This is a genomic window from Pseudomonas sp. GW821-FHT09C09, from assembly GCF_059418105.1.
The window spans coordinates 466,162-480,450 of record NZ_JBWKPF010000005.1; the positions used below are offsets into that span (position 1 = coordinate 466,162).

Annotated in this window: 19 protein-coding genes; 16 read left to right on the top strand and 3 right to left on the bottom strand. The window is 56.2% G+C overall.

The window, feature by feature from the left end:
- The first annotated feature begins 141 nt into the window (after positions 1–141).
- The 3 genes from AC07NR_RS18685 (at position 142) to AC07NR_RS18695 (ending at position 3,298) form a co-directional block, all read left to right on the top strand.
- Entirely contained in the window at positions 142–2,184 is a 2,043-nt protein-coding gene (locus AC07NR_RS18685; protein WP_495079126.1) for a terminase large subunit domain-containing protein, read from the top strand.
- Positions 2,096–2,965 carry a phage portal protein gene (locus tag AC07NR_RS18690; RefSeq protein ID WP_495079208.1) on the top strand — a complete coding sequence of 290 codons (870 nt, stop codon included), beginning with the start codon at positions 2,096–2,098 and terminating at the stop codon, positions 2,963–2,965. The genes AC07NR_RS18685 and AC07NR_RS18690 overlap by 89 nt, the downstream gene beginning before the upstream one ends.
- Positions 2,966–3,040: 75 nt before the next feature.
- Positions 3,041–3,298, top strand: a complete 258-nt coding sequence (locus AC07NR_RS18695; protein WP_495079127.1) for an ogr/Delta-like zinc finger family protein — start codon at positions 3,041–3,043, stop codon at positions 3,296–3,298.
- A gap of 59 nt (positions 3,299–3,357) precedes the next feature.
- On the opposite strand, the gene AC07NR_RS18700 is transcribed toward AC07NR_RS18695, so the two are convergent.
- Together AC07NR_RS18700 and AC07NR_RS18705 are read right to left on the bottom strand one after the other, a co-directional pair.
- The gene (locus AC07NR_RS18700) at positions 3,358–3,543 is read right to left on the bottom strand and encodes a hypothetical protein (protein WP_495079128.1); all 186 of its coding nucleotides are present in this window, start codon (positions 3,541–3,543) and stop codon (positions 3,358–3,360) included.
- A gap of 102 nt (positions 3,544–3,645) precedes the next feature.
- Complete coding sequence (locus tag AC07NR_RS18705) at positions 3,646–4,011, bottom strand: helix-turn-helix domain-containing protein (protein ID WP_495079129.1); 366 nt, start codon at positions 4,009–4,011, stop codon at positions 3,646–3,648.
- A gap of 87 nt (positions 4,012–4,098) precedes the next feature.
- Here AC07NR_RS18705 and AC07NR_RS18710 point away from each other — a divergent pair, with 87 nt between their 5' ends.
- The 9 genes from AC07NR_RS18710 (at position 4,099) to AC07NR_RS18750 (ending at position 9,810) form a co-directional block, all read left to right on the top strand.
- Positions 4,099–4,299, top strand: a complete 201-nt coding sequence (locus AC07NR_RS18710; RefSeq protein ID WP_495079130.1) for a DNA-binding protein — start codon at positions 4,099–4,101, stop codon at positions 4,297–4,299.
- Positions 4,300–4,328: 29 nt separating this feature from the next.
- Entirely contained in the window at positions 4,329–4,802 is a 474-nt protein-coding gene (locus tag AC07NR_RS18715; RefSeq protein ID WP_495079131.1) for a YmfL family putative regulatory protein, read from the top strand.
- Positions 4,799–5,164, top strand: coding sequence for a hypothetical protein (locus AC07NR_RS18720; RefSeq protein ID WP_495079132.1), 366 nt, complete (start codon positions 4,799–4,801; stop codon positions 5,162–5,164). Before AC07NR_RS18715 ends, AC07NR_RS18720 begins: the two co-directional genes overlap by 4 nt.
- A gap of 74 nt (positions 5,165–5,238) precedes the next feature.
- Positions 5,239–5,493 (top strand): hypothetical protein, encoded by a 255-nt coding sequence (locus AC07NR_RS18725; protein WP_495079133.1) that lies wholly within the window; start codon positions 5,239–5,241, stop codon positions 5,491–5,493.
- Positions 5,493–8,195 carry a toprim domain-containing protein gene (locus AC07NR_RS18730; protein ID WP_495079209.1) on the top strand — a complete coding sequence of 901 codons (2,703 nt, stop codon included), beginning with the start codon at positions 5,493–5,495 and terminating at the stop codon, positions 8,193–8,195. The genes AC07NR_RS18725 and AC07NR_RS18730 overlap by 1 nt, the downstream gene beginning before the upstream one ends.
- 10 nt (positions 8,196–8,205) lie before the next feature.
- Positions 8,206–8,490 carry a hypothetical protein gene (locus AC07NR_RS18735; protein WP_495079134.1) on the top strand — a complete coding sequence of 95 codons (285 nt, stop codon included), beginning with the start codon at positions 8,206–8,208 and terminating at the stop codon, positions 8,488–8,490.
- 49 nt (positions 8,491–8,539) lie between these two features.
- Positions 8,540–8,950, top strand: coding sequence for a hypothetical protein (locus AC07NR_RS18740; RefSeq protein ID WP_495079135.1), 411 nt, complete (start codon positions 8,540–8,542; stop codon positions 8,948–8,950).
- 39 nt (positions 8,951–8,989) lie between these two features.
- The gene (locus tag AC07NR_RS18745) at positions 8,990–9,295 is read left to right on the top strand and encodes a hypothetical protein (RefSeq protein ID WP_495079136.1); all 306 of its coding nucleotides are present in this window, start codon (positions 8,990–8,992) and stop codon (positions 9,293–9,295) included.
- Between the two features lie 218 nt (positions 9,296–9,513).
- Positions 9,514–9,810 (top strand): hypothetical protein, encoded by a 297-nt coding sequence (locus AC07NR_RS18750; protein ID WP_495079210.1) that lies wholly within the window; start codon positions 9,514–9,516, stop codon positions 9,808–9,810.
- Positions 9,811–9,842: 32 nt separating this feature from the next.
- On the opposite strand, the gene AC07NR_RS18755 is transcribed toward AC07NR_RS18750, so the two are convergent.
- Positions 9,843–10,841, bottom strand: a complete 999-nt coding sequence (locus AC07NR_RS18755; RefSeq protein ID WP_495079137.1) for a tyrosine-type recombinase/integrase — start codon at positions 10,839–10,841, stop codon at positions 9,843–9,845.
- A gap of 335 nt (positions 10,842–11,176) precedes the next feature.
- Here AC07NR_RS18755 and AC07NR_RS18760 point away from each other — a divergent pair, with 335 nt between their 5' ends.
- The 4 genes from AC07NR_RS18760 to AC07NR_RS18775 all read left to right on the top strand — a co-directional run bounded on the left by AC07NR_RS18760 (position 11,177) and on the right by AC07NR_RS18775 (position 14,240).
- Complete coding sequence (locus tag AC07NR_RS18760) at positions 11,177–12,418, top strand: tyrosine-type recombinase/integrase (protein ID WP_495079138.1); 1,242 nt, start codon at positions 11,177–11,179, stop codon at positions 12,416–12,418.
- 244 nt (positions 12,419–12,662) lie between these two features.
- Entirely contained in the window at positions 12,663–13,583 is a 921-nt protein-coding gene (locus tag AC07NR_RS18765; RefSeq protein ID WP_495079139.1) for a hypothetical protein, read from the top strand.
- 88 nt (positions 13,584–13,671) lie between these two features.
- On the top strand, positions 13,672–13,938 hold the full coding sequence (locus AC07NR_RS18770) for a helix-turn-helix transcriptional regulator (RefSeq protein WP_085655305.1): 267 nt from the start codon (positions 13,672–13,674) through the stop codon (positions 13,936–13,938).
- Positions 13,935–14,240 carry a hypothetical protein gene (locus tag AC07NR_RS18775; protein ID WP_212805642.1) on the top strand — a complete coding sequence of 102 codons (306 nt, stop codon included), beginning with the start codon at positions 13,935–13,937 and terminating at the stop codon, positions 14,238–14,240. The genes AC07NR_RS18770 and AC07NR_RS18775 overlap by 4 nt, the downstream gene beginning before the upstream one ends.
- The last annotated feature ends 49 nt before the right edge of the window (positions 14,241–14,289 follow it).

The window sequence follows — 14,289 nt, forward strand, 5'->3', positions numbered from 1 at the left end:
GTTGAATGAGCCGCCACGATAGGGAGCCGATTCCCCTCAAACAAACGGTTGGTTTTCAGCGTTCTCCTATTTCCCGGATATAGGCGAATGGTGGGATTTCACCCCGCGTTTCCGGCGTTTTCGCCGCATAGACTGCGGCCCATGAACTACCCGACCGAAGTCAAAGAAGCCGCAAAACGCCTCTACCTGCGCCGCTGTTCGGTGAAGGAAATCCAGGCGCATTTGAAGCTGCCCAATATCCGTATCGTCTACTACTGGATTCGCCAAGGCGGCTGGGACGAGATGCTGACGGATGAAGAACCGTTGAGCGCTGTCAACCGGCGAATCACCCTGATTCTGGAAAAGATCGATCCGCTGACGGATGCCGAACTGAAAGAACTGGAGCGGCTGACCGGCCTGCTGGAGCGTCTGAAAAAGCTGGCTGCGACACCCGCGCCGACAGCGCCGTCAGACCGTCCGGACGAGCCTCGCGAGCGCCCACCTGGTCAGCGCCGTGAGCGCAGCGAGGGCGGCGGCAAGAAGCGCGAAAAGAAAGCGAAGAACGACATCAGCGGCCTGACCGAAGTGGACTTCCTGGATAAGTTCATCTCGAAAATGTACGGCTACCAGAAAGAGCTGTTCGAGGCGAAACAGAACCCACTGACCCGCCGTGTCCGGAACATCCTCAAAAGCCGTCAGGTCGGCCTGACCTACTACTTCGCCGGCGAAGCATTCATGGACGCCGTGCTGAGCGGTGACAATCAGGTGTTCCTGTCGGCCAGCCGATCACAGTCGGAGATTTTCCGCAGCTACATCATTCAGTTTGCCCAGCAGTGGTTCGGCATCGAGCTGACCGGTAACCCGATCACCCTGAGCAACGGCGCCGAACTGCGCTTCCTCAGTACCAACAGCAGCACCGCCCAGGGCTACCACGGCCATGTCTACGTGGATGAATACTTCTGGATACGTGACTTCGAAAAACTCAGCACCGTGGCCAGCGCCATGGGCACCCACAAGAAATGGCGCAAAACCTATTTCTCGACCCCCAGCGCGGTGTCGCACCAGGCGTACCCGTTCTGGTCGGGCGACGAGTTCCGCAACAGCAAACGCGGCAAGAAGGCCGGCGGCGAATGGCCCAGTGAAGCGGCCTACACGCAGGGCGCGCTGTGTCCGGACGGCCAGTGGCGCAAGACGATCACCCTGGACGATGCGATCGCCGGCGGCTGCGATCTGTTCGACCTGGAGCAGCTGCAGCTGGAGTACGACGAAGACAAATTCCAGCAGCTGTTCTACTGCAAGTTCATCGACAGCAGCCAAAGCGCGTTCAGCCTCAAGGATCTGGAGCGCTGCTATTCGGATGTGATGTTGTGGGAGGACTACAAACCGGATCTGGATCGGCCATTCGGCAACAGCCCGGTGTGGCTGGGCTATGACCCGAGCCGCACCCGCGACGATGCGACCTGTGTGGTCATCGCGCCGCCGCTCGAAGCCGGGGCGAAGTTCCGCATCCTGGAGAAGCACAGCTGGCGAGGCACGTCCTTCAAGCACCAGGCCAGCGAAATCGAAAAGCTGACCAAGCGCTTCAACGTCCAGCACATCGGCATCGATATCACCGGTATCGGCTACGGCGTGTTCGACCTGGTGCGCGACTTCTACGCCAAGGCAACGCCGATTCACTACAGCCTGGAAGCGAAAAACGCCCTGGTACTGAAAGCCCAGGACACGATCCAAGGCAGTCGCATCGAGTGGGACGCAGGATGGACAGATATCGCCCAGGCGTTCCTGACCATCAAGCGCGGCGCTACCAACAGCGGCCAGATCACCTACAGCGCATCTCGTACCGAAGCGACCGGTCACGCCGACATTGCTTGGGCGGTGATGCACGCACTTTTCAATGAACCTTTGAACACCAACAAGCGGCGCCGCAGCCGCTACCTCACGAGTAACCAGAGCAGCCATGGCCAACCGCAAACGCAGAAAACACCACGTAGCCCAACCACAGCAACAGCCAATGCGCTCGTTTACGTTCGGGGAGCCGGAGCAGGTGTTGTCCGGCAACATCGGCGAGTACGTGGGCGTGTTTCCCAGCGACGACGGCAAGATCTACAAGCCGCCAGTGTCGCGGGCAGGCCTGGCGAAGCTGCTGCGCGCCAACGCGCACCACGGCGCCATTCCGAAGTTCAAGCGCAACCTGCTGCTGCGTGAGTTCATCGCCTCGGCTGGCTGCAGTACAGAGACGATGGGGCGCGCCGGCCTGGACTACATGGTGTTCGGCGAAGCGTACTTCTACAACGACACCAATGCGTTCGGCCAGGTGCTGGAGCTGCAGCACCTGCCGGCGATCAACATGCGCGTCAAGGTCGACGGAGGTTTCGTGATGCTGCTGCCAGACAACAAGGAAATGGAATTCGAGGCGCACGAAATCTCCCACGTCCTGGACTACGACGTGGAACAGAACATCTACGGGATTCCGGACTACCTGGGCGGCCTGCAGGCGTTGCTGCTGAATGAGGCCGCCACCCTCTTCCGCCGACGCTACTACAGCAACGGCGCGCACGCCGGCTACATCTTCTACACCAACGACCCCGACCTGACCGAAGAGGACGAAGACGAGCTGCGCGCACAGATCAGCGCGAGCAAGGGCGTGGGCAACTTCCGCTCGATGTTCGTCAACATCCCCAACGGCAAGGAAAACGCGATTCAGATCATTCCCGTAGGTGACTTTCAGGCGAAAGACGAACTGGAGAAGGTGAAAAACATCACCCGGAACGACGTCATAGCAGCGTGGCGAATGAACCCCGCGCTGGCCGGCATCATCCCGGAAAACACCGGCGGGTTCGGCGACATCGAGAAGATCGACCGAGTGTACACCAGCAACGAGATTCGCCCGATCTGTCAGCTGTTCAACCAATTGAATGACCGACTGCGAGAAGACAGGCGCTTTAGCTGGAAACCTGCACCAGACGCAGTGGAAGCCACTGTATGAAACACTTTTCGGAGCAAATGCCACTACAAAATGTGGCAATATGGTGGCGATCAGCTGCCCCTGGGGAGGGACACTATGAGAGTTGTATGCAAGTGCGGCCACAAAGGCCGGATTGCTTCACGGGAAGAGGTTACGACGGAGTTCGTCAAACTCTACTGCCAGTGCCTGGACGCAAAGTGCGGGCACACTTGGGTGGCGAATCTGACGTTCTCACACACGCTCAGCCCGTCATCGCAGACATTCGAACGCATGTTGATGGATCGTCTACGCGAGATGCCCAGGGCGAAGCAGCGAGAACTGTTCGAGCAGTTGGGAACACAGGCGGTGGCGTAAGGCACAAACCGCCGACCCAATTGCCGGCGATCGGTTATATCGCTGAAACCAATCAGAGATTAGGCGACTTCCGATTCTTCCGGAATCGTGGCCAACGCCTCAGTAAGGCGTCTCAATTGTTTTCGATCTTCCTCGGTCAGCTGGCGATAAAGCGCTACCAGACGACGTTCGATTTTCGAAAGCGCATCCCATTCCAACTCGCCAGATTGGAACTGTTCATTATCAATTACTGCGCGATCCAACATGCTCACTACTCCATAAAAGTGCATTGCTGGATCGACGTTATCGAGGCGGGGAAATGCTGTAAAACGGAGCGGTTGCGAATGCATTACAACCCTTTTCCACAGTTATTTTTGTTTCGCTACGTCATCCGCGATCGCTTGGAGAAAGCGACGCACAGATTTTTGGTCTTCAGCCGGCATGCTTCGATAGCGCTTAATCAATACCTCCTCATCCTCGCTCAACACCCCCACCGGCGTGGGAGTTCGTTCGCCTGTAATGACGTAGAGAACGTCCAGACCTACCGCATTCAAGGCTTTCAAATAGCCCGTATCTGGCCGGCGCTCGTCTCTCTCGTAACTTCCTTGAGTATTGCGGGTTACGCCGCCGATCTGAGCCATTTCCTCTTGTTTTAGGCCGAGTCGAACCCTTTCTTCGCGCAAGCATTCGCCTGCACTCACCTCCGAGATTTCTCCCGCTGACAAATTTTTCAAACTCTAGCCCCTTTACAGGACAAATAAACTGGTCATAATCTGCGTCGTACAAACACGAACCTACACGAACGCACACGAGCGAACACTATGCCCGCCACTGTTACACCCGAGCAAGCCCGCGAGGCGCTTGATCGTAGAGGGATCAGCATCGCCGAGTTCAGTCGCAAACATGGACTGAATAAGAATTTGGTCAGCGACCTTTTAAACGGTCGCAAAAAAGGTCGCCGTGGGGAGGCACATCGCGCCGCCGTACTGCTTGGAATCAAAGACGGCGAAATTGAACAGTAGTGCCACGGCTCAACAGGGAAAAGTAGAAGATGAAAAGCCTGATCCTAGATACACGCAAGGAAGTGACGAGCGAAATCATTCGTAGCTATACCGGCGGACGCGAGGCTGCTGCGATTCGCTTGGGACTCAAGCTCAAGAAGTTTGATAACCATGCATACGAAAGCGCTGGCTGCTCCCCACTCAGTGACGCGCAGATCTTCATGCTGGAAAAAGAGTGTGGTTCCTACCATCTGCCGAACTACATCGCGTCAATGTATGGCGGTCGATTCGTACCGGTCGTCAGTCCTGAAAACCTCGATAACGTCGAGCTTTACGCCCGCTCGTTGCAGGTCGCAGCCAAACGCGGCTGTGTTGACCAGGCTATCGCCGAAGCGCTTGAAGATGGATTTGTGAGCGAAGAAGAAGCCGAACACATCCTGGACGCGAACGACCTCCATCTGGCGGCGCGGCACTCGGAAGTATTGGCAGCGATCGCCCTCTACCGCGAAGGGAAAGCCCAATGAACACCATGCACGCAGTACAGGAATATCAGGACATGCTCAAAGCTGCAGCGCTGCTTTTTCTTGAGCGGCATCAGTGCGAACACCTGAGCGACGACCAGCAGCTGGTGAAGCGGGCAGTTCAGCACCTGGTCGCAGACTTCGACGTACTCACACCGACTGCCGAGAAAATCGTTCATCTGGCCCACAGCGATCTATCAGCAGCCAACAGCCGGCAGCGTCTGGACGTTCTGACCAGCACGCCGACCCACACGGTCATCACCGACACGGGCACCGGTGAGGTTTGGGCCATCCCTGTCAGCCTGATCTATGAACGCATTCTGAACGCGCCGGACAACGGGCGTTTCCGCATCACCACGCCGTAACACCCAACCAACAAATTCCCGATTCCCCATTGCCGTGGGTTTGGGTGAGCTGCGCCCGAAATTGAGGTTTGACGATGGAAAACGCCCTGAACATCAACGCAAAACTGACGCCTGTAGAGGCTCAAGCGCTCTTGGCCAACCTGCGCGAGCAGTACCGTCTCAGCTTCAACGAACTCTGGTACGCAGACCAGTTCCGCTTGATTCCCGATGGCCTCCGCCACGGATCGATCCTTGCCAACTGCCCGGTGATGGCCGCTCAGAAAAGTCTGATCGGCGCCCTAACTCACAGCCTTAGCCTCAGCCTCAAAGCAGCGAAGAAAACATCATGATGAAAGAAGACCTCAGAGATACGGTCATCGAGCGACTGCAGTTCGATTTCGACCTGAAACTTCGCGCCGGCACGAAATACATGCGGGGTGGCACCTGCCCCAAGTGCAAGAAGAAAGAACTCTACGCTCGATACGACAACCCTTGGCAGATCCGCTGTGGTCGCCCTGAACGCTGCGGTCACATCGAGCATGTGAAAAACCTATACGAAGACCTTTTCGAGGACTGGAGCAAGCGCGCGCCTGCAACAGACAACGATCCAACGGTTACAGCTCGGGCTTACCTTGAGTTCGCCCGGGGCTTTGACGTTGGGATGCTGACCGGGTGGTTCACGCAAGAAAACTACGTCAATCACGAGACGGGGCACTCCAGCGCCACAATCCGCTTTCCACTCCCGAACGGGGGTTACTGGGAACGTTTGATCGATCGCCCATCCCGCTTCGGCAAAATGAAGGCGCGGTTCAAACCCAAATATAGCGCCCTCGGTTACTGGTGGTGCCCGCCCTCCGTCGACCTGGCCACCGTAGAAGAACTATGGATTGTCGAAGGGATCTTCGACGCCATCGCACTCCTGCAGAACGGCATCGCGGCAGTATCTGCCATGTCGAGCGTCAGCTACCCCGCTCACGCGCTGGAGCAACTGGCCGAGCAACGTAAAGGCAAACTGCCGCGACTGGTCTGGGCTTTGGATAACGAACCGACAGCGCGTGGCTACCTACAGCGCTGGGCGAAGTTGTCTCGTGAGCTGGGCTACAGCTGCAGTGCAGCGCTGATTCCACAACGCCGCCGGCAGAAGCTCGACTGGAACGATCTGCATCAACGCTGGGGTTTCGAAGACTCCGACAAGCGCGAACAACGCCGTCAGCGTGATCTCCAAATTGCGCGCCACGAAGGCGACTTGCTTCTGGCGGCTTCGCCCCGCGAGAAAGCGATTTTGATGTACACCTGGGAAGACGCAACGTCGGAATTCCATTTCGATTTCGCCGACCGGATGTACTGGGCAAAGTTTGACCTGTCTAAGCTGGAAGACGAGCAACGCGCTCTTATCAACAGTGACGATCACGACGATCAACTGCTGAACGATCGCCAAGCACGTCACAAGGTTCTGGAGTCTGTCTGCGCGCTGAAACAGATTGCCAACTGCAAATTTGAGGCGCTTTACAAGCAGGTAAACGACGTGACCGGCGACGCCTGGTTCTATTTCCAGGTTGATACCCCGAGTGACAACGCACCTGAAAAATTTACGTTCACCCCCAAACAAATTTCGTCGAGCAGTGAATTCAAGGCGCGCTTGATGTTCGCCGGCGCGACTTGGCTTGGCACACAAAAATACCTAGACCAGATCGTCATCCGCCAGACGGAAGGGCTGCAAACGGTCGAAACCATCGATTACATCGGGTACAGCAAAGAGCATCAGGCCTACATCTTCAACGATATCGCCATCCAAGGTGGGAACGTCTACAAGGCCAACGAAGAAGACTATTTCGAATTCGGTCAGTCACGGGTCAAGTGCCTGATGAAGTCCATCAAGATCGCCATGGCGCCGACTGCCAAGGCCTATCGCGATGACTGGCTACCGAAACTCTGGCTGTGCTTTGGCGAAAAGGGACTCGTTGCCCTCACCTACTGGTTTGGCTCGTTATTCGCCGAGCAGATCCGTGCCGACTATGAAAGCTTCCCGTTCCTGGAAATGTCGGGCGAGCCTGACTCCGGCAAAACGACCTTGATCAAATTTCTATGGAAACTGTTCGGGCGTCTCTATGAAGGCTTCGACCCTGCGAAGGGTTCCACCTCCGGCCGTAGCCGTGCAATGGGTCAGGTTTCCAACATTCCCCTGGTACTGCTCGAAGCCGACCGCAACACCGATGCCGATAACGCAAAATCGTTTGAATGGGATGAATTCAAGGACTACTACGGCGGTGGTCTGCTGCGCACCCGGGGCGTGAAGAACAACAGCAACGACACCTACGAACCGCCCTTTCGTGCGTCGATCGTAATTGCGCAGAACGCAGGCGTGTCCGGTCATGAAGCGATTCTGAGCCGGATCACCAAGCTGTATTTCCCAAAGCCCAACATCACCGAAGACAGTCGCGCAGCTGCAGACTCGCTCGTGCAGACGCAAGTCGAAGACGTCAGCCACTTCATAGTCAAAGCGATGAAAGCAGAGTCGCAGGTGATGAAGCGCTTCGCCGAAACATACCCGAAGTACCGGGCCGAACTATGGGCCAGCAAAAAGCTGACGTCGGATCGGATCATCCGCAATCACAGCATGCTGCTCGCCCTGGTCGACTGCCTTCAATTGGTACTCCAACTGCCTGAACAAATGGTTCGAGAAACCCAGCAATACATCAAGGGCATGGCCAACGATAGGCAGGCGGCGATCACCACCGACCCGCAAGAGCTGAACGACTTCTGGCAGGTCTATGACTACCTGGAATCCCTCCCTGGCGCCCCGCTGGTCAACCACAGCAAGAACGCCGGCGTCATCGCGATCAACCTCAACCAGTTCGCAGAAGTCGCCCACGAACACCGTCAACGCATTCCGGACTTGGCCACGTTAAGACGAATGCTCAAGGACGGTCGCACCCACAAGTTGCTTGAGGCAAGTAAGCCCACCGAAAGCAGTATCAGGGCAGCGCTGCAGGCGCGCACTCCGTTGACCCCAATCCCGCAGACGGTTCGCTGCTGGCACTTCAAGGCGTGAGGGCAATGCCATGCAAATTCAAGTGATTAATAACCAAGAGCAAGACCACGCAACCGCCGAGATAAGCCGGCTGAAATTGGCCGAGTTCGGGTCTGGAAATCGAACCATCTTCGCCGAGGCGTATGCGATTTGCGGGCTGGTAGATGCGTTGGAGGTTCGGGCCAACCGTGGAGAGCGCGAAATTCTCGTTTTGAACTGCACAGACGCGCAGATCCGGGGCGTTCTGGAATGGAAGTCGTGGGACGAAGAGGGAGAGTTTGAGGGTTTAGTAATCCACCTGGTTCGAAAGGCGTAAGCCTTGCCACCTAAACCAATACCTGGCTTGACCAAGAAAGGAGCAGCAAATGATGAGTACCAACCACGACCAGCTGAGCGCCCCCCAGGCGCCGACGTTCACCGTTAGCGAGCCGCTGTGCGCGACCTACTGCCAACTATTCGCCAGAGACTTTTCAGCAGCAGAAGTGAATCAGTCAATCAGCAATGACTACTCCATTGATATGGAGGGGTTCGAGGACAAGCTGAGTAGCTTTCATGAAGGACTCTCGCATGGCCGGCTGGAGCTTTCTGGTCGCCTGGACGACGTGAGCGGGTGGCTGCTGTGTTACGTCGAGGCATACGTCGACCCCGAGGACGTGCGCGCTGCTTTCCCCAGCTCGCCGGATCTGACCGACACAGAAGTGGAGGCGCTAACCACAGACGCAAACCGGCTTTCACCGATTTTAAAGAGTGCTTGGACAGCCGCCATTATCGGCTGAAGAGAAATACCAACAGCACCGAGGAGTTGCAGCTCCTCGATGCCCACCGCAACTGAGGGCAACACTATGCGAGTACAGCACCAAAGCAGCAGCGACCCGAAGGCTACCACATCACCAGACTACGGCACTGAAAACGCACGCCACCTAATGGCTATTCGCATCGTCGGCACTGCGCTTTTCGACTACCAGGTGCGCAAGACCACCGATGCGCGAATCCGCCTTGAGTCATTGACCGACATGGCTAGAGCGCAGGGCGACCTATCCGACGTTGAAACGCTTGTTGTCGCCCAGGTACTGGCCGACAACAACTCAACTCAGCATTTGCAAGGCAGAAAGAATGTCTGAACCCAAAAACCCTACCCGTATACGGCCAGCGCTGGCCAGCAAGCGGCTCGACCTGCCCAGCGTCTGCGACATCTGTGGTTTTGCTCGATCCATACCCCGGCATAGTCGCTGCAGTAAGCTCCGTCAGCAACGCAAAACAGAAGAATGGGAAAACGCCATGGCGGAAAAATTGGCCGCGAGATTAGCGAAGGAGCGCCGGTATGCCCGCTGATGTACCAATGGAATCGCCGGATCTTCTCAGTTCGATACACGAACTGATTCGGCAGCTGCAGCGCCCCGCCGTTGCAGCGGAGCATGAACTATGGACAGCCCAGGATATCGCCGCGTATCTAAAGCTATCCGCCTATACGGTCGAGCGTCGGGTTGTGGTTCAACCTGGCTTTCCCACGAGCGTTCAACCTTGCGCGACTGGATTGAAGGCAGCGAAACGATGGTTCGCGGTAGAGGTGATTACCTGGTTGCGGCAACATCGTGCCCGGTTGCCCGCTGCGAGACGGGCCAGGCAAACAGCGTAAATAAAAAAGCCTGCGTACTCCGCAGGCTTTTTTTATCCCAGACGCTGCGCCAGCTCCGACGCAGTGGCGTTGTAGTAGATCATCAACGACTTTAAATCCTTGTGGCCGGTGATACGCGCCAGATCCAGCACATCGACCTTACGAGCCAGGCGCGTGATGGCTTCATGCCGGGTGTCGTGAAACGTCAGACCATCAATTCCCAGTTCGTCGCGAATCCTCCGAAACATCGCGTCTGCAGATCCTGACTCCAATCTGAATAGCCGATCGCCTGCGCCCTTGCCCCTGTAGAGCGGCTCCAACAACTCACCTGCACGCTTGCTCAGCGGAACATTCCGACTGGTGCCGTTCTTTGTCATTGGAAGATGGACGAAGCGCTCTCGCAGGTTCACCCATTTCGCGGTCAGACCCAGGATCTCGCCTTGCCTCATCGCTGTTTCAATCGCGATGAGAAACGCATATGCCAACTCCTGCAGCAGCGTCACCGGTGACTCACCCTCGATGTAGCCAAGTCGATTCAGCAGCGCACTGATCTCGCTGGGAGCAACACGACGTTCGCGGGGCGCACCATTGCTCGGCCGTTTCGCATCTCGGACAGGGTTGGCCAGGCACGTTTTCCATTCCCGTCTGGCGAGTTCAAAGACGGACGACAGAAGCGTCATTTCACGCCTGACCGTCGCAGTCTTCACCACCTTCAACCGTGCATCCCGCCATTGAGCGACCTGCTCGGACGTTATGCTATCCATCAACTCTCCGACCCACTCCAGTTCCCTGTCGAATTTATCAAGCCGTAGCTCTTCCCAGCGCTGACCTGCCTTCGTTGGTGACACATCCCGCTTGTACCTACGCAGTGCCTCCGAAAGCGTCATAGCGACGGTTGTGCGAGACTTACCACTCTGCGCAATGATTTCAGCCTCACGAGCAGTTGCCCAAGCAATAGCCGCGGCCTTGGTGTCGAAGGTTTGAGAGTCACGCACACCCAGCTTCGCGACCTCAGCGCGCCAACCACCACTTCGTTTCCGGTACGAAGCCATTCCACCCTCCTGGCGTAAAAATGGCGTAAAGGCTACCACGCACTTGCACGAAACTGCCGCTCACTGTCTTCGCGCAACACGGCCCATAACCAGCATAGACGGGCTTCGCAGGGGTTTGCCGCTTATGGTACGTTACCGTCGCATTCAGACCGTTGCCCCCTCGGGGCACCACATAGCAGTATCTGAGAGTCTCTACCAGCCTCTCAGACCCAAAGAAACCGGCCACTTGGCCGGTTTTTTTGTGCATGCCTGACTACCCCTGTCTCCCCTTATCCGTTGTATCCCTGTATCCCTGCTTGTATCCTGAGAAAAATACCTAACTTTGGGATACAAGGATGAAGCGCGCAGACATCAAGCGCCGCCCTCTCGCTGACACGACACTTGCGGGATTGGAGCCGGAATCAAAGGAATACCGGGAGCGGGACGGAAACGGCCTCTACTTCAGGGTTAAACCTGATGGTGGTAAATCCTGGCAGCTCCGCTACAAACGTCCGGCGGGCAATTGGGCTTGGATGGGGCTAGGGGGTTACCCGGAAGTGAGTGGTGCGTTGGCGCGGGACAAAGCTGCCGAACTACGCAAGGTAGTTAGCAGCGGGGCCGATCCTCTCGAACAGAAACGCTCTGCCAAAGCTGCCATTGACGCTGCCAGGACTAAGACCTTCCGAGCTGCTGCGGAAGCTTGGCTTAAGGCCAAAGAAGAAAAGGGCCTCGCTCCCTCCACTCTTAACAAAATCCGCACTTACCTCGATAAGGACATCCTCCCGGCATTGGGAGATAAGCCCCTCGACGAAATCACCCGTACCGACTGCGCAGACCTCCAAGCGTCCCTCGAAGCACGAAACGCACACAACGTGGCGGAAAAGTGTCGCACCTGGATCAATCAGATCTTCGGCCGAGCCATCGGTTTAGGGCTCACCGAAAACGATCCGGGTAGTCGCCTCCGTGACATTGCAGCCCAAGCCCCCAAGACTCAGCAGCATCCACACCTGCTGGAACCTGAGCTGGCTGAATTCCTCCACGCACTCAAAAACACACCAAGCAGACTGACAGCCCGCACCGCCGCTTGGCTTTGTGTCTGGACAGCATCGCGCCCTGGCATGGTCCGCTTGGCTGAGTGGAAAGAGTTCGACCTTGAGAAAGCTATTTGGACGACACCCGCTGCCAAGATGAAGATGCGTCGGGATTTTGTATGCCCCCTTCCCCATCAAGCTGTTACCGCTCTGAAGGATCTGCACTGCTTAACAGGACGGAGTCGCTGGCTTTTCCCCGGCGTAGGAGCCAAGAACCCAACTATTAGTGAAAACACAATCAACAAAGTCTTTGCAACCATCGGCTACAAGGGTCGCCTTGTTGGACACGGTACTCGGCACACCGCAAGCACGTTGCTTCGAGAACATGGCTGGCCGAAGGAGCATGTTGAAGCGCAGCTGGCTCACAAAGAGGAAGGCATCTCAGGGGTATACAACAAGGCCCAATACCTTGAGCAACGCGTAACGATGATGCAGTGGTATGCCGATCATCTTGATGGACTCGCAGCTGGCAATGTAGTGCAAGCCCAGTTTGGAAAGGCGGTATGAGATCACTTACCCAGCCTATCTCTAAAACCGGTGTAACGGATGTTACTCGTGTAACGACCCAACCCAACATGTTGAAAACATTAGACTTTCTTAAAGTTACACCGGATCCGAGCTCGACAAACTCCGCGTGTAACGCTGCTGACATGTGTAACCGTCATCGAACCACAAGCCCCCTGCTGGCAGCTGTTTTGCCAGATACACCTCGCTGGGGCAGTACGCACGGTATGGGGCGAGGGGTATCTTAATGAACAGGAATCTTGGCACCGAAGCTTTAGAGCTTGAGATTGCCGGGGTAGACGTTGGCTGCCTGCTTTGGGATCTTGATGAGGTCGAACTCGCTGTCCGTGAGTTGGCGCTATACAGCCAATTCTCCGAGCACTTCCGTGACGCGTTTACCTGCATCCACAATGCAACATCTTTCTGGCTCGAGGACGGCCAATACGCTGACTGTGCTGAATCAGCGACAAAGACAATGTTTCGACTTCGCGACCCTATTGAAGAGCATTTCTACTTTTCCGAACCGACCTCACTGCCCAGAGTCGTTCGCCGCTTCCTTGGCATTGATCATCCCGCAAGCGACACGCAACTCGTAGCGACTTATGCGCTTATTCAAGCTGTGCAGGCGGTTGAAGTCCTTGCGAACTGGCTCTTCGACCTAGAACGCTCCCTCTACGATCTGGATCTAGATCTGGTGGAGCAGATCAGACAGACAGACCCCAAACAATACCTCCTCCTCATTCAGAGAGAACGAAAGCGAAAGAGCGACTTCGAAATCGAGGCACGAGAGGAGTTTGCTGATTTCAATGGCGAGGCCTCCAAGATTTTGATGCTTGCTTCACTTTATCAACAAGCGGACTGGGCGGACATTTCGCGCAATGACTTTAGCGCATCAGGTTTTCTGCGAAGAGCGCTGGAAAAGGCTTTTGCCGCAAAAGCGTCGGAAAAGGGCAAAGCGGCCGGAAAGGCTAACGCCAAGCCAGGCACAATCAAACAAGAGAACACCAAGAAGCTTTTTGAGGACATAAGCAAAGCGGCAAAAAGCCAAATCTCGTCCAACCCCAACATAACGGAAACTGAATTAGTCAAAGCGCTAGTCGACCTGGGCAAGGCATCAGCCCCGACCGTTAGAAAATACCTGAGAAAAGGTAAATTTCTCCCTAGATAAAATTTCGCTGTACCGACGAAAAGCAAACCATGTTTGCTTTTTTTTCGTCTTTTAGTCTGCGCCTGTCTCTCACCTTACAGGCACGACTATGTCTAACTCCCGCGCGTCAACAATCAACCAAATTCCTTATCGCGACCCCGCGACAACCTTGATCAGAATATCCGAAGTCATGGCTATCGTTGGCCTGGCACGCCCCACTATTTACAAGCTAATGCAGTGCCCAAAGAGCGGCTTTCCACGCCCGGTAAAACTGAGCACAAGCACCGCACGCGGAGCGCCAGTGGCGTGGGTTCTTTCCGAAATCCAAGCATGGGCACGCAGCCGCATTGAGGCGCGTGATCAGGTGGCCGCATGAATCGCAAAATCGCAGAGAAAGCTTTGATGCATCCGTTTTCAGTGCTGCGTCAAATCGGGTTTTCACCTCGCCTTATGCAGCGCCTCGAGCGCTATCGCAGCAAGCAGGACAAATTAGGTCGCGTAGTCAGCGTGCTCAGCTGGGCCGACGGCACTTGGTGCGCCCTATCCCTCCATTGCGAAAAGACCGGGGCTGTTGTCGTCGACGAAGGCCAGCAGGTCGACGCTTACGAAGACGCCCGCTCCATGCTCAGCGGCGGCTTCCTGCCTCTTCTATCCCTGCGCTGGGAAGCCCACGCCTGAAACGAAAACGCCTCCGGGGGCGATCCGGAGGCGTTGAGGTCAATCTACA